This is a genomic window from Curtobacterium sp. LFS079 (assembly GCF_047977865.1).
Taxonomy (GTDB): Bacteria; Actinomycetota; Actinomycetes; order Actinomycetales; family Micrococcaceae; genus Arthrobacter.
Genome location: NZ_JBFPFO010000011.1, coordinates 26,547 through 50,087 on the forward strand (window position 1 = coordinate 26,547; position 23,541 = coordinate 50,087).

17 protein-coding genes and 1 tRNA gene are annotated in these 23,541 nt (G+C 68.2%); 13 read left to right on the forward strand and 5 right to left on the reverse strand.

Annotation, left to right across the window (positions count from 1 at the left end; translation table 11 throughout):
- Positions 1 to 38: 38 nt before the first annotated feature.
- The 9 genes from ACNQPB_RS16065 (at position 39) to der (ending at position 9,479) form a co-directional block, all read left to right on the forward strand.
- Positions 39 to 1,376: a cation:dicarboxylate symporter family transporter gene (locus tag ACNQPB_RS16065; RefSeq protein WP_498753393.1), complete on the forward strand. Its 1,338-nt coding sequence runs from the start codon at positions 39 to 41 to the stop codon at positions 1,374 to 1,376.
- A 219-nt stretch (positions 1,377 to 1,595) separates the two neighbouring features.
- Positions 1,596 to 2,495, forward strand: a complete 900-nt coding sequence (locus ACNQPB_RS16070; RefSeq protein ID WP_498753395.1) for a ParA family protein — start codon at positions 1,596 to 1,598, stop codon at positions 2,493 to 2,495.
- A 6-nt stretch (positions 2,496 to 2,501) separates the two neighbouring features.
- Positions 2,502 to 3,434, forward strand: coding sequence for a segregation and condensation protein A (locus ACNQPB_RS16075; RefSeq protein WP_498753396.1), 933 nt, complete (start codon positions 2,502 to 2,504; stop codon positions 3,432 to 3,434).
- On the forward strand, positions 3,427 to 4,092 hold the full coding sequence (scpB, locus tag ACNQPB_RS16080) for an SMC-Scp complex subunit ScpB (RefSeq protein ID WP_498753398.1): 666 nt from the start codon (positions 3,427 to 3,429) through the stop codon (positions 4,090 to 4,092). The genes ACNQPB_RS16075 and scpB overlap by 8 nt, the downstream gene beginning before the upstream one ends.
- A 105-nt stretch (positions 4,093 to 4,197) precedes the next feature.
- Complete coding sequence (locus ACNQPB_RS16085; RefSeq protein WP_498753400.1) at positions 4,198 to 5,409, forward strand: pseudouridine synthase; 1,212 nt, start codon at positions 4,198 to 4,200, stop codon at positions 5,407 to 5,409.
- 3 nt (positions 5,410 to 5,412) lie between these two features.
- Positions 5,413 to 6,531, forward strand: coding sequence for a prephenate dehydrogenase (locus tag ACNQPB_RS16090; protein WP_498753402.1), 1,119 nt, complete (start codon positions 5,413 to 5,415; stop codon positions 6,529 to 6,531).
- The gene (gene cmk, locus ACNQPB_RS16095; RefSeq protein WP_498753404.1) at positions 6,513 to 7,241 is read left to right on the forward strand and encodes a (d)CMP kinase; all 729 of its coding nucleotides are present in this window, start codon (positions 6,513 to 6,515) and stop codon (positions 7,239 to 7,241) included. Before ACNQPB_RS16090 ends, cmk begins: the two co-directional genes overlap by 19 nt.
- 40 nt (positions 7,242 to 7,281) lie before the next feature.
- On the forward strand, positions 7,282 to 7,932 hold the full coding sequence (locus tag ACNQPB_RS16100; RefSeq protein WP_498753499.1) for a lysophospholipid acyltransferase family protein: 651 nt from the start codon (positions 7,282 to 7,284) through the stop codon (positions 7,930 to 7,932).
- Complete coding sequence (der, locus tag ACNQPB_RS16105) at positions 7,929 to 9,479, forward strand: ribosome biogenesis GTPase Der (RefSeq protein ID WP_498753406.1); 1,551 nt, start codon at positions 7,929 to 7,931, stop codon at positions 9,477 to 9,479. The genes ACNQPB_RS16100 and der overlap by 4 nt, the downstream gene beginning before the upstream one ends.
- 68 nt (positions 9,480 to 9,547) lie before the next feature.
- Here the strand turns inward: der and ACNQPB_RS16110 are convergent, their stop codons facing one another.
- Positions 9,548 to 10,681: an ABC transporter permease gene (locus tag ACNQPB_RS16110; RefSeq protein ID WP_498753407.1), complete on the reverse strand. Its 1,134-nt coding sequence runs from the start codon at positions 10,679 to 10,681 to the stop codon at positions 9,548 to 9,550.
- Between the two features lie 114 nt (positions 10,682 to 10,795).
- Here ACNQPB_RS16110 and ACNQPB_RS16115 point away from each other — a divergent pair, with 114 nt between their 5' ends.
- Together ACNQPB_RS16115 and ACNQPB_RS16120 are read left to right on the forward strand one after the other, a co-directional pair.
- Complete coding sequence (locus ACNQPB_RS16115; RefSeq protein WP_498753409.1) at positions 10,796 to 11,392, forward strand: TetR/AcrR family transcriptional regulator; 597 nt, start codon at positions 10,796 to 10,798, stop codon at positions 11,390 to 11,392.
- A 53-nt stretch (positions 11,393 to 11,445) separates the two neighbouring features.
- Positions 11,446 to 12,870: an HNH endonuclease signature motif containing protein gene (locus ACNQPB_RS16120; RefSeq protein ID WP_498753411.1), complete on the forward strand. Its 1,425-nt coding sequence runs from the start codon at positions 11,446 to 11,448 to the stop codon at positions 12,868 to 12,870.
- 35 nt (positions 12,871 to 12,905) lie between these two features.
- Here ACNQPB_RS16120 and ACNQPB_RS16125 read toward each other — a convergent pair whose 3' ends face one another.
- The gene (locus tag ACNQPB_RS16125; protein ID WP_498753413.1) at positions 12,906 to 13,691 is read right to left on the reverse strand and encodes a hypothetical protein; all 786 of its coding nucleotides are present in this window, start codon (positions 13,689 to 13,691) and stop codon (positions 12,906 to 12,908) included.
- A gap of 218 nt (positions 13,692 to 13,909) precedes the next feature.
- On the opposite strand from ACNQPB_RS16125, the gene ACNQPB_RS16130 reads away from it, so the two are divergent.
- Positions 13,910 to 13,983, forward strand: a tRNA-Pro gene (locus ACNQPB_RS16130).
- 136 nt (positions 13,984 to 14,119) lie between these two features.
- On the opposite strand, the gene ACNQPB_RS16135 is transcribed toward ACNQPB_RS16130, so the two are convergent.
- Complete coding sequence (locus ACNQPB_RS16135; RefSeq protein WP_498753414.1) at positions 14,120 to 16,303, reverse strand: ATP-dependent DNA ligase; 2,184 nt, start codon at positions 16,301 to 16,303, stop codon at positions 14,120 to 14,122.
- Positions 16,304 to 16,441: 138 nt separating this feature from the next.
- Between ACNQPB_RS16135 and metH the strand changes: the two genes are divergently transcribed.
- Entirely contained in the window at positions 16,442 to 20,104 is a 3,663-nt protein-coding gene (gene metH / locus ACNQPB_RS16140) for a methionine synthase (RefSeq protein ID WP_498753416.1), read from the forward strand.
- On the opposite strand, the gene ACNQPB_RS16145 is transcribed toward metH, so the two are convergent.
- Both ACNQPB_RS16145 and ACNQPB_RS16150 read right to left on the reverse strand, forming a co-directional pair.
- Positions 20,094 to 22,925 (reverse strand): ATP-binding cassette domain-containing protein, encoded by a 2,832-nt coding sequence (locus ACNQPB_RS16145; protein WP_498753418.1) that lies wholly within the window; start codon positions 22,923 to 22,925, stop codon positions 20,094 to 20,096. The two genes, metH and ACNQPB_RS16145, sit on opposite strands and share 11 nt — an antisense overlap.
- A complete protein-coding gene (locus ACNQPB_RS16150; RefSeq protein ID WP_498753420.1) occupies positions 22,922 to 23,479 on the reverse strand; it encodes a hypothetical protein in 558 nt (185 codons plus the stop codon). Before ACNQPB_RS16150 ends, ACNQPB_RS16145 begins: the two co-directional genes overlap by 4 nt.
- Positions 23,480 to 23,541 lie beyond the last annotated feature (62 nt).

Here is a 23,541-nt window from a genome sequence, read left to right on the forward strand (position 1 = left end):
ATGCCGCAGCGCCTCCAGAGTATCCAAAGGAGCATGCCATGACCTCTCAACGAGGAGAGTTTGCCAACGGTAAGGCCGGGCGCAAAGGCCTGGACAAATCGCACTACCTGTACATCGCCGTCATCGCAGCCGTCGTGCTCGGCGCGGTTGTCGGCCTGCTGTTCCCGGAGGTCGGCAAGTCGCTGAAGCCCCTGGGCGACGGCTTCATCAAGCTCATCAAGATGATGATCGCCCCCGTCATCTTCTGCACCATCGTCCTGGGCATCGGCTCGATCGCCAAGGCCGCCACGGTCGGCAAGGTCGGCGGGCTCGCGCTGGGCTACTTCGTGATCATGTCCACCTTCGCGCTCGGCATCGGCCTGGTGGTCGGCAACCTGATCCACCCCGGTGAAGGCCTCAAGCTCACGCCGTACGACCCCACCAAGAAGGCTGCCACGGACAGCACCGTGGACTTCCTGCTGGGCATCATCCCGGGTGACATCCCCGTGCTGCCCACCCTGCTCGCCGCCATCCTCGTCGGCTTCGCGCTGCAGAAGATGGGCAGCCAGGGTGCCCCGATCCTCAAGGCCGTCCAGCACGGCCAGACCCTCGTGTTCCGCATCCTCATCATGATCATGTGGCTGGCCCCCGTCGGCGCCTTCGGTGCGATCGCCGCCGTCGTCGGTGCCACCGGTGCCCAGGCGATCCTGAGCATGTTCACCCTGATGCTCGCCTTCTACATCACCTGCGCGGTCTTCATCGTGGTCATCCTCGGCGGGCTCCTGCGCATCGTGGCCGGCGTCAGCATCTTCCAGCTCATGAAGTACCTGGCCCGCGAATACCTGCTCATCTTCTCCACCTCCTCTTCCGAGGCCGCCCTGCCGCGCCTCATCGCCAAGATGGAACACCTGGGCGTCTCCAAGCCGGTTGTCGGCGTGACGGTTCCCACCGGCTACTCCTTCAACCTGGACGGCACCGCGATCTACCTGACCATGGCCTCCCTGTTCGTCGCCAACGCCATGGGCACGCCGCTGGACCTCGGCGCCCAGCTCTCCCTGCTGATCTTCATGATCATCGCCTCCAAGGGCGCCGCCGGTGTCACCGGTGCGGGCCTGGCCACCCTGGCCGCCGGCCTGCAGGCCCACCGGCCCGAACTGCTCGGCGGCGTCGGAATGATCGTCGGCATCGACCGCTTCATGTCCGAGGCCCGCGCCCTGACCAACTTCACGGGCAACGCCGTGGCCACCGTGCTGATCGGCACCTGGGTCAAGGAGATTGACCGGCAGCAGGTCAGCAACGTCCTCTCCGGCGCCGTCCCCTTCGACGAGACCACAATGATCAGCCACCACGCTGAGCCCGCCGTGAACGCAGCGGCAAAGGAAGCAGTGCCCGCCTGACGTTTCCGCAGGCCAACAGCGCAAAGGCAGGCTCCCGGACGGGGGAGCCTGCCTTTGTCATCCGCCCCGAAAGCGAGGTGAAGGAGGCAACCTTCGACCTCTACCAGAAGGTAAAGGCTCAAATTGCGGGCATTGTCAAGGTCCGTTGAATGCCGTGTCGGGGACGGTAACCTTGCTTGGGAGCAGTCATTGACCGTCGTGGAGAGAGTGGATAAAAACGTGAGCAGCGAACGGGGAACAACTACGCTGGAAGGCACGGATTTCGATCTGGAAGATGCCGTCATGGGACCCACCGGCCGTCCGTACCGCGAGTTCCCGGAGCCCGCGCCCCTGGACGCCCACGGCCCGGCGCGGGTCATCGCGATGGTCAACCAGAAGGGCGGCGTCGGCAAGACCACGTCAACCATCAACCTCGCTGCAGCGCTCGCCGAATACGGCCGCCGCGTGCTGCTGGTCGACTTTGACCCCCAGGGCGCCCTGTCCGCAGGCCTCGGCGCCAACCCGCACGAGCTCGACCTCACCGTTTACAACGTGCTGATGGACCGCAAAGTGGACATCCGGGACGCCATCCAGCAGACCGGCGTCGACGGCGTGGACCTGCTGCCCGCCAACATCGACCTGTCCGCCGCTGAAGTCCAGCTGGTCAACGAGGTGGCCCGCGAGCAGGTCCTGGACCGCGCGCTGAAGAGCGTCGAAGACGACTACGACGTGGTCCTCATCGACTGCCAGCCCTCCCTCGGCCTGCTGACCGTCAACGCGCTGACCGCGGCGCACGGCGTCATCATCCCGCTGATCTGCGAATTCTTCGCCCTGCGCGCCGTGGCGCTCCTGGTGGAAACCATCGAGAAGGTCCAGGACCGCCTCAACCCGCGCCTGCAGGTGGACGGCGTGCTGGCCACGATGTTCGACGCCCGCACCCTGCACAGCCGCGAAGTGATCGCCCGCCTCGTGGAAGCCTTCGGGGACAAGGTCTTCGAAACCGTCATCAAGCGCTCCATCAAGTTCGCCGACGCCACCGTTGCCGCGGAACCCATCACCAGCTACGCGGGCACCCACACCGGCGCCGACGCCTACCGCAGCCTGGCCAGGGAACTGATCCTGCGCGGCGGCGCGCCCTAAGCGGCGATGGCGGAACCGCTCACCCTGGCGGAGGAAACCGCCGACGCCGACAGCAGCAATGCCGTAAGCACCAGTGTCGAAAACAGCACCGCGCGCAAAGGCGGCTTTGAGGTCCGGCTGGCCAACTTCACCGGGCCTTTTGACCTGCTGCTCGGCCTGATTGCCAAGCACAAGCTGGACGTCACCGAACTTGCCCTGGCCACCGTCACGGACGAGTTCATCAAGTACATCCGCCGGCTCCAGGAACTGGGCGAAGGCTGGGCCCTGGATGAAGCCAGTGAGTTCCTGGTGATCGCGGCAACCCTCCTGGACCTGAAGGCGGCGCGCCTGCTGCCCGCCGGGGAGGTCGAGGACGAAGAGGACGTGGCCCTTCTCGAAGCCCGGGACCTGCTGTTCGCGCGCCTGCTGCAGTACAAAGCGTTCAAGCAGCTGGCCGCACACCTGGGCGAGACCCTGGAGAACGAGGCTGGACGTTTTCCCCGGCAGGTTGCCTTGGAACCGCATTTCGCGGCGCTGCTGCCCGAACTCATCTGGCGGCACACCCCGGAACAGTTCGCCGGCATCGCCGCCAAGGCCCTGGAGCCGAAGGACACCACGCCGCCGGAGGTCGGCGTCGACCATCTCCACGGAGCGCCCGTCAGCATCAAGGAACAGGCCGAGATTCTCGGCTACCGGCTGCAGCACGGGCGGCCGCTGTCCTTCCGGGCGCTCGTCGCCGACGCCGAGTCCACCCTCGTGGTGGTGGTCCGCTTCCTGGCCCTGCTGGAGATGTTCCGGGACCGCGTGGTTGCCTTCGAACAGCCCGCGCCGCTGTCCGAACTGACGGTCCGCTGGACCGGCCGGCCCGAGGGCTGGAGCAGCGAAAACCTGAACGAAGAATACGAAGCAGGATCCGGCCTGGCTCCGGGTGAAACGGACGAACAGGAACAGAATGAGTGACTACGAGGACGCCGTCGCCGGGCTCGCCGCGCTGGGGGAACGCCCGGGCGGGGCGCGCGCGGCACTGGAGGCCGTGCTGATGGTGATCGACCAGCCCGCCACCTCAGAGGAACTGGCCGCGGGGCTGGGACTGGGCACCGCCGTCGTCGAGGAACTGCTGGCGGAACTGCAGCAGGACTACAACGGCTATACTGTTAAGGCCCCGGGCACGGATGCTGACGGTTCACCTGCTGACGCAGGCGCCAGCACAGCACCCCGGGGTTTTGAGTTGCGGAACGTTGCCGGCGGGTGGCGGATATACTCACGGGCCGAATTTTCCGACGTCGTGGGGAAGTTCGTCCTTGACGGGCAGACGGCGCGGCTGACCCAGGCAGCACTGGAAACCATGGCGGTCATTGCGTACCGGCAGCCGGTCTCGCGGGCCAGGGTTTCGGCCATCCGCGGCGTGAACGTCGACTCGGTGGTGCGGACTTTGGTCCAGCGCGGCCTGGTCGAGGAAGCCGGCACCGATCCCGAATCCGGGGCGCTCCTTTATCGGAGCACTTCCTACTTCCTGGAACGGATGGGCATCGCTTCCCTTGAGGAACTGCCGCCGGTTTCACCGCACCTCCCGGGACTCGAAGGCATCGAGGAATTCTTCGACGCCGAGCGCATGTAAGTGCGCTGGCGGGACCAAACACACGCAAGGCAGAATTAAACACAGTGGGCAGAGCCAATCTGCCCGGCCGGCACCAGAAGCCGGCCCATAACAAAAGGACGGGTCATGACACAGGCGGGACGCCAGGGTTCACCACGTAACAGTTCGGGACGCAGCGGCGGTTTCGGCAGCAGCCGGGGCAACGCAGGCCGCGGAGGAGCAGGCCAGGGCGGCGGTTCCGGCGCGGGCAAGCGCAACTTCGCAGACGGCGAACGCCGCGGCGACCGCGGCTTCCTGGGCGAACGGCCGTTCAAGCCCTCCCGTCCGCGTGAAGAGCGTCCCTTTGACCCGGACAACCCCACCACGGCCGGCGGCTTCGGCGACCGCAAGGCAGGCCCGGCAAAGGCCCCCCGCAAGCCCGGCTCCAACAAGCCCGGCTACGGTAAGGCTCCCGGCACTCCGGGTGCATTGAAGCCCAAGAAGAAGCCCGTAAAGCAGGCAGGTGCCCGCGCCTTCGGTGGCGAACGCTTCGGCCAGAACCTCGGCCCCGTCCGCAAGTCGCGCGGCCCCAAGGGCGCAGTGGCGCAGTCAGAGCAGCACGACGCCGACGGCGTGCGCCTGCAGAAGGTCATGGCCCAGGCCGGCGTGGCATCGCGCCGCGTGTGCGAGGAACTCATCCTCGAAGGCCGCGTGGAGGTCAACGGCCAGGTCACCACCGAACTCGGCATGCGCGTGGACCCCAAGACCGCGGTGATCCACGTGGACGGCATCCGCATCCAGCTGGACGAGCACCTGCTGTACATGGTCTTCAACAAGCCCAAGGGCGTTGTCTCCACCATGGAAGACCCCGAAGGCCGCCCCTGCATCAGCGACTTCCTCAAGAGCAGCAAGACCCACGGCGAACGCCTCTTCCACGTGGGACGTCTTGACGTCGCCACCGAGGGCCTGCTGCTGCTGACCAACGACGGCGAACTCGCCAACCGCCTCACCCACCCCTCCTACGAGGTGCCCAAGACGTACCTGGTGCAGGTCCGCGCTCCGTTCCCGCACGGCGTCGGCGCGAAGCTGAAGGCCGGCGTCGAGCTCGAGGACGGCATCGCCGCCGTCGACTCCTTCCGCCTGGTGGACTCCACGCCCGGCTACGTGCTGATCGAGGTCGTGCTGCACTCGGGCAAGAACCGCATCGTGCGCCGCATGTTCGACGCGGTGGGCTTCCCGGTGCAGCGCCTGGTGCGCGTCAAGATCGGCCCCATCGGACTGGGCGACCAGCGCCAGGGCAGCATCCGCAACCTCGGCAAGCAGGAAATCGGCCACCTTCTGTCCTCGGTGGGGCTCTAGGGCATGTCGGCATTCCACACGCACGGCCGCGGGCACCTGGACGGGCCGGTGGTCATCTTCGGCACCGGCCTGCTCGGTGCCAGCATCGGCTTGGGCCTGCGCGGCCGCGGCGTGCCGGTTTTCCTCTCCGACCCTTCGCCCACCAACCAGGCGGTTGCGGTCGACATCGGGGCAGGCCGCCCTCTGACTGAACTGGCAGAAGAGCCCGACGGCGGTCCCCAGCTTGTGGTCGTGGCCGCGCCGCCGGACGTAACAGCCGACGTCGTCGAACGCGCCCTGGGCGAGTACCCCGGCGCCGTGGTGGTGGACATCGCCAGCGTGAAGTCCGGCATCCAGGCCGAGCTGCGCCGCCGCGGCGTGGACATGTCCCGCTACGTGGGCACGCACCCGATGGCCGGCCGCGAGAAGTCCGGTCCGGTGGCTGCCCGCGGCGAGCTGTTCACGTCGATGCCGTGGGTGCTCTGCCCTTCGGAGGAAAGCAGCGGCGACGCCCTGCAGGTCGCGCGTTCCCTGGCGAGCGACCTGGGCGCGATCGTCACCCAGTTCACCCCCGAGGAACACGACGAAGCGGTGGCGCTGGTTTCGCACCTGCCCCAGGTGATGTCCTCGCTCCTGGCCAGCCGGCTGCAGGGAACGCCGCTGCATGCGCTGTCCCTGGCGGGCAACGGGCTGCGCGACACCACCCGCATCGCCGCCAGCGATCCCACCCTTTGGGTGCAGATCCTGGGCGGCAACGCGGAGCGGATCGTGGAGATCCTGTATGGCGTCCGGGAAGACCTGAACCGGCTGATCGGCACGCTGGAGGATCCGTTGGCACCGGGCGCACGCCTGGACCTTGCCCAGCTGATCAGCGAGGGCAACGCCGGGCAGGCCCGCATTCCGGGCAAGCATGGCGGGCCGCCGCAGGCCTATTCCTGGCTGACCGTGCTGGTGGACGATAAGCCCGGCCAGATCGCCCGGCTCCTCACGGAGATCGGCGAGATCGGCGTCAACCTCGAAGACCTCCGCCTGGACCACTCCTCCGGGCAGAACGTGGGCATGGTGGAAATCTCCGTCCTGCCCAACAGGCATGACCTCCTTGTAGAAGCCCTCAGCGACCGTGGATGGCGGGTACTCCAGTGACACGTGAACTCTTTGGCCCCGAAACCGTCGTCCGTCCCGGAAAGCCGCTGGTGGTGGCCATCGACGGCCCCTCAGGCTCCGGCAAGTCCAGCGTGAGCAAGGAAGTGGCGCGCCGCCTCAAGCTCGCCTACCTGGACACCGGCGCGATGTACCGGGCGCTCACCTGGTACTGCCTGAAGACCGGCGTGGACCTGAACGATGGTGCCGCCGTCGAGCAGGCTTCCGAAGACCTGCCCCTGGAACTGAGCACCAGCCCCAACCAGGAGTATGTGGCGGTGGGCGGCGTCGACATCACTGAAGACATCCGCGAACCGCGGATTTCCTCCTCGGTCAGCGCCGTCGCCACCACCCTCGGCGCGCGCAACGAACTGATCCGCCGCCAGCGCGAGCTGATCGACCAGCACCACCACCGCATGGTGGTCGAGGGCCGGGACATCACCACCGTCGTCGCGCCCAACGCCGAAATCCGCATGCTGCTGACCGCCAGCGAAGAAGCCCGGCTCCGCCGCCGCGGCATCCAGCTCGGCGGCACCCAGAGCAAGGAAGAGCTCGCCGCGCAGGTGATCCAGCGGGACGCGAAGGACTCCACCGTGGTGAACTTCACCCGGGCCGCCGACGGCGTGGTCACGCTGGACTCCTCGGAGCTGGACTTCGAACAGACCGTGGACACCGCGCTGGAGATCGTGGCCAAGGTCATCTACGGTGACTGACCGCGCGCTGCCGGCACAGTCTTTGCCGGCGAAGTGGACCATGCTCTGGAGCCGGCCCGTCGGTTTCCTGCTGGACCACGTGCTGTACAAGACCAGCGTGCGCGGGCGCTCCAACGTCCCCAAGGCCGGGCCGGTGATTTTCGCCGGAAACCACATCAGCTACCTGGACGGGCCGGTGATGTTCGGAGCGGCTCCGCGGCCCATGCACATCCTGGTCAAGAAGGAGATGTTCAAGGGGTTCCTCGGCCGCGTGCTGCGGGCCTCCGGGCAGATCCCGGTGGACCGCTCCGGCGACCGCGCCGCCCTGCAGGCCGGCAAGGGACTGCTCGACGGCGGCCGTTGCGTCGGGATCCTGCCTGAAGGAACCCGGGGGAGCGGCTCCGCTGAAAGCATCGCCAACGGGGTCGCCTGGCTCGCGCTGGCCACCGGCGCCACAGTGGTGCCGGTTGCGATCCTCGGCACCCGCCGCGGCATGGAACACCGCGATTCGATCCCGAAGCTCCGCCGCCGACTGTCCGTCAGCTTCGGTGCCCCGCTGTGCGTAAGCCGCCGGGCCGGCGAGTCCGGACGTGTTTCAATGGACAGGGCGGCCGCCGAGATCCAGGCCGCGCTGGCCGGCCACGTCCGGGACAGCGTGGCAATTACAGGACAGGCTTTGCCCCACATACCACCACTAAGGAAAGTGCAATGAGCGATACGACTCATAAATCCGGCCTCCACGGAGCCGGCGACGACGAATACACGCCCACCGGCACCGACCAGGTGGCGGAGAACCTTGCCGCCCTGGACGACGAGGAAGCAGAGCTCCGCGCCGCCTCTCTCCGCGCCGGCCTGGAAGACTACGACCTCGACGAGGACGACGCGGCCCTCCTCGACGGACTCTACGAAGACGAAGGTGAAGAGGGACCGCTCAAGCTGGATCCCGTGCTGGCCATCATCGGCCGCCCGAACGTCGGCAAGTCCACCCTCGTGAACCGCATCCTCGGCCGCCGCGAGGCCGTCGTCGAGGACGTTCCCGGTGTTACCCGCGACCGCGTGATGTACTCGGCGCGCTGGAACGGCAAGAACTTCACCCTTGTGGATACCGGCGGCTGGGAGCATGACGCCAAGGGCATCCACGCCCGCGTGGCCGAGCAGGCCGAGATGGCCGTTGAACTGGCCGACGCCGTGCTGTTCGTGGTGGACTCCGCCGTGGGTGCCACCGCCACGGACGAGGGCGTCATGAAGATGCTGCGCAAGTCCAAGAAGCCGGTCATCCTGGTGGCCAACAAGGTGGACGACTTTGTCCAGGAAGCAGACTCCGCCGTGTTGTGGGGCCTTGGCTTCGGCGAACCGCACCCCGTGTCCGCCCTCCACGGCCGGGGCGTGGCCGACCTGCTGGACAAGGTGATCGACACTCTGCCCGAGTTCTCCCAGGTGGAAAGCGTCGACCGCTCGGGCGGACCCCGCCGCATCGCGCTGATCGGCCGCCCGAACGTGGGCAAATCCTCGCTGCTGAACAAGCTCGCGGGCACCGAACGCGTCGTCGTCGACCCCCTCGCCGGCACCACCCGCGACCCCGTGGACGAATTCATCGAACTCGGCGACCGCACCTGGCGCTTCGTGGACACCGCAGGCATCCGGCGCCGCCAGCACATGGCCCAGGGCGCGGACTTCTACGCCTCCCTGCGGACGCAGGCCGCGCTCGAAAAGGCGGAGGTCGCCGTCGTGCTCCTGGCAGTGGACGAGGTGCTCAGCGAGCAGGACGTGCGCATCCTGCAGCTGGCCATCGAATCCGGCCGCGCGCTGGTGCTCGCATTCAACAAGTGGGACCTGCTGGACGACGAACGCCGCCGCTACCTGGAACGCGAAATCGAGCAGGACCTGGCACACGTGGAGTGGGCGCCGCGAGTCAACATCTCCGCCAAGACCGGCTGGCACAAGGACCGCCTGGTGCCCGCGCTGGACACGGCCCTGGAGAGCTGGGACCGGCGTATTCCCACCGGCCGCCTCAACGCTTTCCTGGGCGAGCTTGTGGCCGCGCACCCGCACCCGGTGCGCGGCGGCAAGCAGCCCCGCATCCTGTTCGGCACCCAGGCCTCCAGCCGTCCGCCGAAGTTCGTGCTGTTCACCACGGGCTTCCTGGATCCCGGATACCGCCGCTTCATCACCCGCCGCCTGCGCGAGACCTTCGGCTTCGAGGGCACGCCCATCGAGGTCAGCATGCGCGTGCGCGAGAAGCGCGGGAAGAAGCGGTAGTTTCTTCGTTTGACGCACGACGGCGCGCCTCCCCATTGCGGGAGGCGCGCCGTATGTGTTTGGCGGGGTTACGCCTCGGCCACCGCGGACTGGTTGTGGAAGTGCCCGGTGACGATGAGCAGGACGCCTGCCACTGCCCAAGCCCCGAGGACCAGCCAGGGGAACAGCGTGGCGGCGTCCGGGAAGTAGGACAGGTTCCGCAGGAGCGTGCCGGAGGCGCCGGGCACGAACCACTGGCCCACGTCGCCCCATGGAGCCGGGAGGAATTCCCTGGGCTGGGTGAGCGCGGAGATCGGGTTGCCGATGAACAGGGTGATCACGGCGCCCACCGCGATGCCGGCCCGGCCGATGAGCGCGGACAGGCCTGTGATGATGGCGGCCGTTGCGGAGATGCCCAGCCCGACGGCGGCGCTGTTGATCCAGAAGTCGCCCTGCAGCACGTGGAACCAGCCCTGCAGGATGCCCACCAGCCCTAGGCCGCCGGCGATGCCGTAAGCAATGACCGCGCCAAGCCGCCGCCACGCCCCGGCGACCAGCAGGGAGATCAGGATGCCGCCCACCATGCCGCCCATGGCGAGCGGGAGCCCGGCGACGGCGAGCCCCGTGCCGCGCGGATCATCGGAGGAGAGGGGCACGACGTCGGTCACCGCCACCGTGGGGACGGCCACGGGACCGGAGGGCTGGGTGGCAGGCGGTTGGGTTGCCGGCGGGGTGTGCCCTTGGGCAGCTGCCTGCTGGGCGGCGGCAATCTTCGCTTGCATCTGACCGATGGCATCCGTCAGTGCCGCGATGGCCTGCTTGTCGATCTGCTGCTGCAGGCCGATGCCCAGCTGGCTCAGGGCCGCGCTGGCGGCGGGACTTGCCGCGCTGGCCACAAGGATCTCCGGGGTGGCAGGAGTTGCGCCGGCCGCGGGCAGCACGACGGCGCCGTAGACTTCCCGGTCCTTGATGCGGTTCACGGCGTCGTCGCGGTTGTCCGCGGTGCGGATGTCCAGCATGCCTTCCGGCGCCTTTGCCGTGAGCTGCTGGACCTGTTCCGCGGAGCCGACGACGGCGACGGGCAGGTGCTGCGGCTTGGCCGTCACGCTGGGCCAGGCGAAGGCCAGCAGGATGATGCACACGGTGACGGCGGCTAGCACGGCGGTGCGGAGTGCATGAGCCCAGCTGGTGAGGGGCCGTTGGTGCGCTTGGGTGGTGGCCATGACTGGCTCCTTCAATAAAAAGAATGTTCGTTCTCTATTTTCCTCAAGGAGGGTAGACTGTCAAGAACGATCATTCGTTTTTAGGGACGCCGGGTATTCGGGTGAAGGAGCGCCATGCCGAAGGTCAGTGACGAGCACCGCGAGAAGCAGCGCGAGCGGATCTTGGACGCCGCGCTCAGCTGCGTGGCGCGCAAGGGGTTCGCGTCGACGTCGATGGCGGACATCATTGCGGAGGCCGGCCTGTCCGCGGGAGCGGTGTACCTGTACTACCGCAGCAAGGAACAGCTCACCGTCGACGTCGGGCGGAGGGTGCTCAGCAAGAAGATCGCGGTGCTCGACGGCTTCCTGGCGCTCGACGAGGTGCCGGCTCCCGCCGTGGCCATCCCGGAGTTCCTGGCACAGATGCCGCGCGACGGATTCTTCCCGGACGTCGCGGTGCAGGTGTGGGGCGAGGCGATCCATTCAACTGAGCTCATGGAAACGGCAAGGGACCTGATTTCGGAGGTGAGCGGGCATTTCGCCGCCTACTTCGCCGCGTGGTTCCGGCAGACCCGCGGGCTGGGGGAGAAGGAAGCGCTGATGGAGGGTGCGCGGGTGGCGCCGGCCGCCGTCGGGCTCGTTCAGGGGTACATGGTGCAGAGCGTCTTCCTGGACGACGCCGCGCGGCAGCGGTACCGCGACGCCGCGGCGGCGGTGCTCGCGGGGCTGTAGCGCGGTTGGCCGGGTGGCCTAATAATGTCGTAGCTCGGTGATGTGATGGATTCATGGAGATCACCACTGGCTTGAGCGAGAGGACGGCGCAGCCTGACGCAGCGTCCGATCCCTTAGCGGTGCTGGACGGGCTGGTCTCTACGCTCGGGTCCCTTGAGCAGGCGATCGCAAGCTTGCAGGCGTTGCGTGAGTACACGCTCGCGATTGCGTCCCGGCTGGCGGACGTGATGAACGACGACGGCGGCGCCGCGGTGAGCGGGGCACCGGCCGGCTTTACCGCGGCGGGGTGGGATCCGCGATCGGCTGAACTCGGCCAGCGTGCGGTGGCCGCCGAGATCGCCACGGCCATCCGCGCGAACGACCGCACTGTGCAGCGGCAGATGGGCCAAGCGGTGGAGCTGCTGGACCGCTTCCCGGCCACATTCCAAGCCCTCGCGCAGGGTCGGATCAGCCTGGCGCACGCCCGGGTGATCCAGGACGTCGGGACCGCGTTGGACGATCCCGCCGCCTTGGCCCGGTACGAAGGCGTGGTGGTGCCGTGCGCGGAGCAGCAGGCGCCCGGCCGGGTGCGTCGCCTGGCTGTCCGGGAAGCCGAGAAAGCCCAGCCCGAGCCGTTGGCCTCCCGGCATGAGCGGGCTGCGGCGGAACGCCATGTCCGGGTTACGCCCCTGCCCGACGGCATGGCCGAACTCGCCGCCGTCCTGCCCGCGGCCGTGGCCTACGGCATCCACGACCGCCTCACCCAGATGGCGCGGGCGCATGCCGAAGCCGGGTTCGAAGTCGGCTCCGCCGCGCCGGGCCGGAGCCTTGAAGGGAGCCGGAACACCGACCAGCGCAACACCGATCAACTCAGGGCCGACCTTCTGTCGGATTTGCTGCTGTGTGGCGCTCCCACTGCGCACGACACCCCCGACGGCCTCCTTGCGGCCGTTACTGCCCGCGTGGATATCACTGTTCCGGTGCTGACTCTGATTGATAGCGAAGCCGACCGCGCCGCAGGCGACGCAGTCGCAGGCAGCACGGAACAGGTTCCGGCCGAGCTGGACGGACGCCACCCCATCGACCCCGGCACCGCCCGCATCCTCGTCGGGCATGCCACCGCGTGGAACAGGGTCCTGACGGACCCGTTCACGGGAGGCGTGCTGGCCGTGGACCGCTACCGGCCCGGCGAGGACCTCAAACGCCTCCTCGCAGCACGCGACACCAGGTGCCGTTTCCCCGGCTGCGGGATCAAAGCCCGCAGCCTGGATCTGGACCACACGCACGACGCCGCCCTCGGCGGCGCTACCGAAACCGGCAACCTCGCCGGGCTTTGCCGGCGTCACCACATGCTCAAGCACCATTCACCGTGGAAGGTCCGGCAATCCGGAGAAGGGGTTCTGGAATGGATCAGCCCCGCCGGCCGAAGCTACACGGATCACCCACACACACCCGCGACGCACATGACCGGCGCCGCCAACAAGCCGCCGCCATTTTGAGTTGCCACTTGGGCGGCCTGGCTACGGGTAAAGTCCTAGCCGTTCGGGTATGCGGCGGTGATCGCCTTCTGCCGCAGGACGGCGAACTGGGCATACATGTCGTGCATCAGGTACAGGTCCCGACGGCGGGTCCACGGCTGGCCGGACTTCGCATCGTAGTCACCGGGCATCTCGACTCCGGCCGGGGCGTAGGCGGTCATGCCGCGGTCGCGGGTGGTCTGCACGCAGCGCTTAACGTGGTCGCGGAAACCGACCACGCCGGCGGTGCCCGAGGTCCCGCGGAAGGCGACCACCTGGGCGGCGACGCCGTCGGTGCTGAGGTAGGTGATGGTGCCGTCCGCCGCGATGACGGGCTCGATCGAGGTCACCCGGCTCATGCCGTATTTGCTGTCGAGGAAGCGGGCGATTTCCCACTGGGCGTAGACCGGCACGTCCTTCTGCTCGCGGATCGAAGCGATGGTGTCCGCGAGGGCTTCGTTGACCGGGCCGGGTTCGTAGAGGACCTTGGCGGGATCGCCGCCGCCGGCCGGGGCGCGGTTGCCGAAGGCGTAAGCCACGATGTAGTCGATTTTGTCCACCGCAATCACCGGCGGCTGCCAGTTGAGGCCGATGTCCTGGATGTGCGGTTCGACGACGGCGGCCGTCGCGGGATCGTCCAGCTCGCGGCTGAGGGCGTCCAGCATGAGGCGGGTGAGCTTCTGTTCCTGGGCTGTGTCCGCCGGGTTTGCCGGGCCGGCTTGGGCGGCGCCGGCGGCGAGGAGGGGGAGCGAGGCCGCTGCCGTGGTGGCGGCAGCGGTGGTGAAGAAACGACGGCGGTCCATGGGGGAGCCTTTCGGGGTTGGTTGGGTGCTCCGGAACCGTAACGACGCGGGCTGAACGGGGATTGAACCGGGGGTGGCCGGCGGGTTCGCTGTAGTAGATTTCGGCAGGCCGCGACACGGCGTGTCGGAGGCCTCCCGATTTCTCATCCGGGCCGCTTTCGTATAGGCTGATACGCGTTGCTTGAACGGCCGCGAACAGCGATAACGGTCAGGCAAGGCGGGCTGTAGCGCAGCTTGGTAGCGCACCTGACTGGGGGTCAGGGGGTCGCAGGTTCAAATCCTGTCAGCCCGACCGCAAGCCGCGGGAACTCAAGGTTCCCGCGGCTTTTTCGTTGGTGAGATGTGAACCGGCCAGTTGCCTGTCCGGCAGTTCCTGAACCAGCCGAATGAGTGGGCCCCGGCCAGGGAACCGCCTCTCCGCGGGCTGGCTACGCGGGCCGTTCCCGGGTCAGGACCGAGGAGAGGTCGTAGCTGACGGGTTCCTCGAGCTGGTCGTAGGTGCACGACTCCGGCGAGCGGTCCGGGCGCCATTGGACCCATTGCGCGGTGTGGCGGAACCGCTCGCCCTCCATGTGGTCGTACCTGACCTCGACGACTCGCTCCGGCCGCAGCGGGGTGAACGAGAGGTCCTTGTCTGCATTCCAGCGGGAGCGCGCCGCCGCCGTCGGGGTGCGCGGTGTCGATTGGTCGCGGTTGTCGGGCAGCACCGCGGCGGGCTGCGCCCACGCCCAGGGGTGCCCGTCGAACGTGGTCACGAGGGGCTGCAGCTCCTCGAACAGCTCCTTGCGGCGGGCCATGGGAAACGCCCCGATGACGCCCACCGAATTGAGCTGGCCCTGGGCGTTGTACAGGCCAAGGAGCAGGGATCCGATGGCGTCCGGCTCGTCCTTGTAGAGCCGGTACCCGGCAAGGACGCAGTCGGCCGTGCGCTCGTGCTTGAGTTTGGACATGACCCGCTTGTCCTCGGCGTAGAGCTCTCCGAGGGGCTTGGCGATGACGCCGTCCAGGCCGGCACCCTCGAACGTGCTGAACCACTCCAGCGCGAGGGCGGGGTCCTTGGTCGCCTGAGTGAGGTAGACCGGGGGCCTGGCGTCCTTGAGTGCCTCCTCAAGGGCCGCGCGCCGCTCGCCGAACGGGCGCTCCACGTAGTTGGTCTGGCCCAGGGCGAGCAGGTCGAAGGCCACGAAGCTCGCCGGCGTTGCGGCGCTCAGCTTTGCGATGCGGGAGGCCGCGGGGTGGATGCGCTGCTGAAGGGCATCGAAGTTCAGCCGGTCGCCGGTGTCCGGGTCCACGAGGACAATTTCGCCGTCGATGACCGAGTGGTCGGGCAAGTTTGCGACGATGGCCTCGACGAGCTCCGGAAAGTAGCGCGTCATGGGCAGGGAATTGCGCGAGCCGATCTCCACCCGATCGCCGGAGCGCCACACGATCGAGCGGAAGCCATCCCACTTCGGCTCATACAGGTACTCGCCGACCGGGAGATTCTTGACCGGCTTGGCCAGCATCGGTCCGTACGGTGGGGCGATCGCGGTGCCCCACTCGGCGTCGCGCTCGGCTTTGGGCGCCGAATAGTCCTCGTCGGCTCGGTCCGCCTTGCGCTTGCTCGGCGGCACCCGCGGTGGCTCGCCGGGCATCTTGGGGTAGTCCGGCGGGAAGTTGAGCTCGCCGAGGCCGCGCTCGAGGTCCGCGTCCCACAAGGCGAGGGCGCCCGAAATGTCGCCCGGCGCGTCGTCGATGTCCGCCCACGGGCAGTCACGGGCGGCCAGGATCGCGGGAACTGTACGGACGGTGAACTCGCGAGGGTCGGCGTCGGGGAGCTCGTCCCATGTCAGCGGGGTCGAGACCGGCGCGTGCGGCAGCGGCCGGGGCGAATAGGCGGCGGCGATCGTCCGGTCGCGGTTGGCCTGGTTGAAGTCGACGAAGACCCGCTCACCGCGCTCCTCCTTCCACCACGAGCTGGTCACAAGGTCCGGCATACGGCGCTCCAGCTCGCGTGCAATCCCGATGACGGCATGCCGCACATGAAGGAACTCGTGCGTGGGCCGGATCCGCGCGTAGACGTGGACACCCCGGTTGCCCGAAGTCTTCGCGTACGCCGTGAGTCCGGCCTCGGCCATGACCTCGCGCAGCGCGAGCGCGGCGGTAACGGCGTCCCGGAAGTCGCGCCCGGGCTGCGGATCGAGGTCGATCCGCAGCTCGTCCGGGTTGTCCAGATCGGCCGTGCGCACTGGCCATGGGTGAAAGGTGATCGTTCCCATCTGTGCCGCCCACGCAAGCGCGGCGGCCTCGTCGAACACGAGCTGGTCGTGGCGCCGGTGGGACGGGTAGGTGCACATCACCGTCCTGAGATAGGAAGGCGCACCACGTGGCGGCCGCTTCGAGAAGAACTCCTCGCCGTCGATCCCCTCGGGGAAGCGCTGCAGAGTCATGGGCCGGTCGCCGTTGAGCCGCAGAAAGGACGGTGCCACCGAGATCAGGTAGTCGGCCAGGTCGCGCTTGGTAAGGGGGTCATGCCCCTCGACGCCGGGCCACAGCACCTTGTCCGGGCTGCTCAGCTTGACCTCCCGCGCGCCGTCGGGGCCGTCCACGTGCAGGATCTCAGAATCCGCCATGACCCAACGGTAGCTGCCACAACGCCGTTGGGGCAGAGGGCGCCCGCCAACTCGTCGACATCCCTGAGAACACCCCTGCCCCCGTCACCCACCGAAACAAGCCGCAACCTTTCCGGCATCCGCCGTAACCTTGTTCACATGCCTCGTTTCGCCCTTGATATCGATTCCGTGCCCCGCCCTGCCCGCGCCCAGGCGCTTCTGGATGCCGTGAACCAGCGGGTCGTCATTGCCGACGGCGCGATGGGCACGATGCTGCAGGGCCGCGAGCTGTCGCTGGAGACGGATTTCCAGAACCTCGAAGGCTGCAACGAGATCCTCAACGACACGCGTCCGGACGTCATCGCTGACATCCACGACGCCTACTTCGCCGTGGGGATCGACGCCGTCGAAACCAACACCTTCGGCGCGAACTGGTCCAACCTCTCCGACTACGGCATCGACGACCGCATCGCCGAACTCGCCCTGAAGGGCGCCAAGATCGCCCGCGAACGCGCCGAAGCGGCAGAAGAAACAGACAACCGCATGCGCTGGGTCCTCGGCTCGATGGGCCCGGGCACCAAGCTCCCCAGCCTGGGGCACACCAGCTACGACTACCTCAAGCAGACCTTCGCCCTGCAAGCTGAAGGCCTCATCGACGGGGGAGCGGACGCCTTCCTCATCGAAACCAGCCAGGACCTGCTGCAGACCAAAGCCGCGGTCAACGGCTGCAAGCAGGCCATCGTGTCCCGCGGCGTCCGGCTGCCGATCTTCGTCGAGGTGACGGTCGAGACCACCGGAACCATGCTCATGGGCTCCGAGATCGGCGCCGCACTCACCGCGCTGGAGCCGCTCGGCGTCGACGCCATCGGCCTGAACTGCGCCACCGGACCGGACGAGATGAGCGAGCACCTGCGCCACCTGTCCAAGCAGTCCTCCGTGGCGATCGCCTGCATGCCCAACGCAGGGTTGCCCGTCCTCGGCGCGAACGGCGCGCACTACCCGCTCTCGCCCACGGAACTCGCCACCGCGCACGAGCAGTTCGTGCGGGAGTTCGGCCTGGGACTGGTGGGCGGCTGCTGCGGTACGACGCCGGAGCACATGGCCGCCGTCGTCGAGCGTCTTGAGCCTTTCCGCACTATCAGCAACGTGCCCGACGCCGGTACCACTGGCGGCGCGAACGGCACCGGCGCCCGCGTCCCCACGGAGCGCGAGGCCGGCGTCGCTTCCTTGTACCACCACGTGCCGTTCGACCAGGAGTCCGCGTACCTGGCCATCGGTGAGCGCACCAACGCCAACGGTTCGAAGGCGTTCCGGCAGGCGATGCTGGAAGAGCGTTGGGACGACTGCGTCGATATCGCCCGCGAGCAGGTACGCGTCGGCGCGCACCTGCTGGACGTCTGCATCGACTATGTGGGACGTGACGGCGCTGCCGATATCAAGGAAGTCGTTTCGCGTTTCGCGTCGGCCTCCACGCTCCCACTGGTCATCGACTCCACCGAACCGCCGGTCCTGCAGGCCGGGCTCGAACATATCGGCGGACGCCCGGTGGTTAACTCCGTCAACTACGAGGACGGCGACGGCCCGAACAGCCGCTTTGCGCGGATCATGCCGCTGGTCAAGGAACACGGCACTGCCGTGATTGCCTTGACCATCGACGAACAGGGCCAGGCGCGCACCACCGAGGGCAAGGTGGCCATTGCGTCCCGCCTGGTTGACGCCCTGGTGGGCGAATGGGGGATGCGCGTCGAAGACATCATCGTGGACGCCCTGACCTTCCCGATCGCCACCGGCCAGGAAGAAACCCGCCGGGACGGCATCGAGACCATCGAAGCCATCCGCCAGATCACCACCAAGTACCCGGGAATCCAGACCACGCTCGGCGTCTCCAACGTGTCCTTCGGCCTGAACCCGGCCGCGCGCATGGTGCTGAACTCGGTGTTCCTGCATGAGGCTGTGCAGGCGGGCCTGACCAGCGGCATCATCGACGCCGCAAAGATCGTGCCGCTCGCGTCGCTGCCGGAGGAACAGCGCAAGGTGGCGTTGGACCTCGTCTGGGATCGCCGCGAATACGACGCCGATGGCAACGTCACGTACGATCCCCTGGCCATCATGTTGGACCTCTTTGCCGGCGTCGACACTGCGGCTCTCAAGGACCAGCGCGCCGCGGAACTCGCGGCCCTGCCGACCGGCGAGCGCCTGCAGCGCCGCATCATCGACGGCGAAGGCAAGGGCCTCGAAGCGGACCTGGATCTCGCCCGCAGCGAAGGCATGACCCCGCTTGGCATCATCAACGACCAACTGCTCGAGGGCATGAAGGTGGTGGGTGAGCGCTTCGGTGCCGGTGAGATGCAGCTGCCGTTCGTGCTGCAGTCCGCTGAGGTGATGAAGAACGCCGTCGCCCTGCTGGAGCCGCACATGGAGAAGTCGGATTCATCAGGCAAGGGCACCATGGTGATCGCCACCGTACGCGGAGATGTGCACGATATCGGCAAGAACCTGGTGGACATCATCCTCACCAACAACGGCTACAAAGTGGTCAACATCGGCATCAAGCAGGGAATCGCCGAGATCATGGCTGCAGCGGAGGAGCATGACGCCGACGTGATCGGCATGTCGGGCCTGCTGGTGAAGTCCACCGTGGTGATGAAGGAGAACCTCGCCGAGCTCCAGTCCCGGGGCCTCGCGAAGAAGTGGCCCATCATCCTGGGCGGCGCAGCCCTGACCCGCGCGTACGTGGAGCAGGACCTGGCCGAGCAGTTCGAGGGAACCGTCCGGTACGCCAAAGACGCCTTTGAAGGCCTCGCACTCATGGAACCGCTGGTGCAGGTGGCCCGCGGCGCCGACCCGGACACCGTCGGCCTGCCGCCGTTGAAGAAGCGCATCCACAAGGGCGGCCCGCAGTTCACGGTCACCGAACCGGAGGCAATGCCAGGCCGCTCGGACGTCGTCGCCGACAACCTCGTTCCGGCTCCCCCGTTCTGGGGCACGCGTATTGTGCGCGGTGTGGCCTTGCACGACTACGCTGCGTTGCTCGACGAGCGCGCCACCTTCATGGGGCAGTGGGGGCTCAAGCCCGGTCGGGGTGACGACGGCGCCTCCTACGACGAACTGGTGGAACTTGAGGGCCGGCCGCGCCTGCGGTACTGGCTGGACCGGATCCTTGGTGAAGGAATGCTTGACGCTTCCGTCGCATACGGCTATTTCCCGGTGGTCGCCGAGGGCGAACAGGTGGTGGTCCTGCACCACGGTGAAGACCAGGACGGCGTCCTCGGCACTGCGGGGCTGCTCGCACCCGATGGCGGCTCCGGCGGTCAAATCGGCACCGAGCGCTTGCGTTTCGACTTCCCGCGCCAGCGCCGCGACCGGCACCTGTGCCTCGCCGACTTCGTGCGCTCACGCGAGTCCGGCCAGATCGACGTTCTGCCCGTGCAGTTGGTGACCGCCGGGGCGAAGATCGAGGAGTTCACGTCCAAGATGTTCGCGGCCAATCAATACCGCGACTACTACGAGCTCAACGGCCTGGTCATGCAGCTCACCGAGGCGCTGGCAGAGTTCTGGCACGCCCGGATCCGTTCCGAGCTGGGTTTCGCGGCCGAAGAGCCCAAGGACAAGGCGGGCTACTTCAAGCTCGACTACCGCGGTGCGCGTTTCTCGCTGGGCTACCCGGCGTGCCCCGACATGGAGGACCGCCGCAAGGTCACGGAGTTGCTGAAGCCCGAACGGATGGGCGTGGTCCTTAGCGATGAGCTGATGCTGCACCCCGAACAGTCCACCGACGCGTTCGTGTTCCACCACCCGGAGGCGAAGTACTTCAAGGTGTGACGGGGCTCCTGACCGGCTTCACCCGCCGCAGCGCGGCGAGGATGGCGCGCCCCACCACGCTGATTCCGATGATCGTGGTGACGGCGCGCAGGGTGTCCCAGCCCGCCGTCGAGGTCAGGAGCGAGTACAGCAGGAAGCTGCTGAGGTTGGTGCCCAGCGGCGCGCCGGGCGCGTAGGAGATCCCGGTGCCGGCGCCGACGGCAAAAGGCCAGAACCACAGATTGGTCAGCAGGCCGAACACATAGGACGAGACGATGCTGTAGCCGCACAGCATCCACAGCTCGGCCCTGCCCCGCACCCGGCGGGGGAGCAGGCCGGCCCCGGCGCCCACCCATGCGCAGGCGAATATCTGGAACGGCGACCACGGCCCGATGCCACCCCACAAGGCACTGGACAGGGCGATCGTGGCGGCGCCCAGCAGCAGGCCGAAACGCGCACCGAACGCGCGGCCGGCCAGGATCAGGAGGATGAAGACTGCCTCCACGCCCCCGACGCCGGTGCTCGCCACCCGCACCACCGAACCGACGGCGGCCAGCACGCCGAGCAGCGCGACCGTGTGTGCCGAGCGGACCGAGCCGTCGAGCGATACCGCGATGACGACGGCTGCCAGCGGCGCAATGGCCAGTGCAGCGAAGGGGACGGCCGCCGCGGCATCTTCAGGCAAGGCGGCGGCGAGCAAGGGCCAGCAGAAGGAAGCGAACGCAAGAAGGTTCGCAGCCGCGAGAACGGTGAGCTCGGCAGCCCGCGGAAGCCGGACACGACGGGTCTTTTCCGCGGCCTGAAGTTCTGGTCGTTCGTCGTTGACCCACGCCCGGGCGCCAGCTGTTTGACCACCGGCTGCCGGGGAAGGGGCGGCAAGCGCCGGCTCAGGCGCCGAAACTGGCTCCGGTGACGGGGCGACGCCGTCACGCATGGGGAGGATCCGGGCATCAAGGCCGTGCACGAAATCGAGGTCGTGGGTGGCGATCAGGACCGCCGCACCGGCGTCCGCTGCCGCCCGGAGCGCCCCTGCGACAGCCGCGCGTGCCGCCGGATCAAGGCCACGGGTCGGCTCGTCGATCAGGAGCACCGGGGGATCGCCGGCGGTCTGGAGTGCGATGGCGAGGATCCTGCGCTCGCCTGCCGAGAGGTCCCGGGGGTGCTCGGGTCCCATGGGATTCCGGACGTCTCCCCGCAGGCGCACCAGGCGGGATGCGGCAAGCCCGGGGCGGGGTTCGTCGCCTGTCCGGCCCGAGCGCCGCCAGGCACGCGCCTGGCGCCGGTCGGCCGCGCGGAGCTCGGCAGCCACCGTGTCCCTCGTGAAGAGGTCGTCCGAGGCGTCCGGGACCAATGCAATACGGGCGGCGGCGACTGGACTGCCGTCGAGCGTGCCGCCGTCGAGCGTTCCTGCGCCGCCCTCACCGAGGGCGAGCGCCACGAGCAGGGACGACTTCCCCGCGCCGTTCGGCCCCACCAAGGCCACTACTTCGCCGCGGTGCAAAGTCAGGGATGCGTCGCGCACCAGCGGCTTGCCCGCCCTGTGCACTGAGATCTTGGTCGCGGTCAGCACGGGATCGTCGCCCGCGGGCACAGCATGCACGGCATGGGCAGCTACCGAGGCTGGGGCGGACGGCGCGACGCCGGGCACCAGGGCACCGTCGTCGATCGTCCACCACGCGTCGGCAACGGGTACCAGCGCTTCCGCCCGGTGCTCCGCCACGATGACGCAGACACCGGCTTCGCGTGCGAGGGCGTTGAGCACGCCGATCACGCGCGAGCGCGCGGCGGTGTCAAGGTCGGCCAGCGGTTCGTCGACCAGGAGCAGGGCAGGATGCTCGACGACGGCGGCGGCGATGGCCACGAGCGTCGCCTCACCCGCCGAGAGGGTGCTGAGATTCCGGTCCAGCAAGGCCGAGACCCCGATGCGCTCGGCGAGCTCCACGACGCGGACCTTGGCGACGCCGGGTGCCACGCCGCGCAGTTCGAGAGCCAGGCCGATTTCGTCGCGGACGCGGGTGCTGGCGAATGCTGCGCGCGGGTTCTGCAGGACGACCCCGATGAGGTGGGCGGTATCGCGCGGCGGCGTGACGGCGCGGTCCGTTCCGGCGATGTGCACCGTGCCGGAGATTTCTCCGCCGTCGACGTGGGAGAGGAGGCCGGCCAGTCCCCGCAGGATGGTGGACTTGCCGGAACCGGTCGGCCCGGTGATTACAGTGACCGAGCCACGCAGCGGGGCGAACCCGGCTACGAACACCCGCGTGTCAGCAATGCGGAACTCTGCGTTCCGGACGAACAGCGGCGCTTCGTCGCCGCGGGAGGACTGAGGCGCTGCACGGCTCCCGAAGCCCCGCAACTCCAAGGCCGCGGCGACCCGTCCGGCGTGTTCGAGCGTGCGTTCGAGCACGGGAATGAGCGCGCGGGCTCCGAAGCGTTCGCCCCGCAAGCGAAAAGCCAACCGCACGGATCCCACGGCCTCGGAAAGGGCCGGGAGCGCCGCCCAGGCCACCACAAGCATCCGGGCCATGCCCTGCAAGGGGCCGCCACGGGCCAGGAGAACGAAGCCGCGCGCCACGTCGACCACGGAGTTGAGCAGGCCGAAGCCGAGGATGATCCCGGCGATCGGCAAGGCAGACAGGACCGCTGCCCACAGGCCTTCTGCTGTGACGGGGCCGAGGACAACCACATGGGCGTACGGGGGAGGCAACTGGATCGCCGGCATGTCGAGCCATACCGTGTCCCCGGTACCTGCCCCGTTGAAAAGGACGCGGTAGGCGACCCGCGCCGCGACGAACACGACGGCGAGCGCCGCCCCTGCGCGTAACGGCGCGGGTCGAAAGGTCACGCCGCGGGTGCGGCCGGCGCGCCGTCGACTACGAAGAGCAGTTCCAGGCTCTGGCCCGGGCTGACCTTCAGCGTGGTAAGGCCTTCCGGCGCGTAGGCCCAGGCGCCGGAGGCAGGCTTGACCCAGAGGGACCAGTAGGCAAAGCCGGCGGGCATCTTCTTGCATTCTTCGCGGTACGTGCCGCCCTTGTGCACGATGTCGAAGTCAGCGGCCGGCACACCGTTCGCACGGCAGACGACTTCCTTGGGGTAGGCGTCAGTGCCTTCGGTTTTCACCTTCGCTTCGTCGAGCACCTTCGAAGCGAGCGTCGGGCCGTCCACGGACACGCAGGTGTTCACATCGGCGGCGGACTGCTTCAGGGAGCCTGAATCGACGATGACCTTGACACCCGTGCACGGCTCCGAGGCGGCGGAGGAGGAAGCCGTGGTTGAGGACACGGGAGCGGAACTGGCTGACGGGGTGGCGGCCGGTGTGGAACAGGCGGCGAGGGAAAGCAGGAGACCAGCGGCGGCGAGGGAGCTCGCGGCGGCGGTGCGGAATTTAGTCAATGTCACGTGTCAAGGGTAGGACGTGCTTGGTCCCGGATCGGAGCCATGGCGTTGTGTGACGGGAGGTG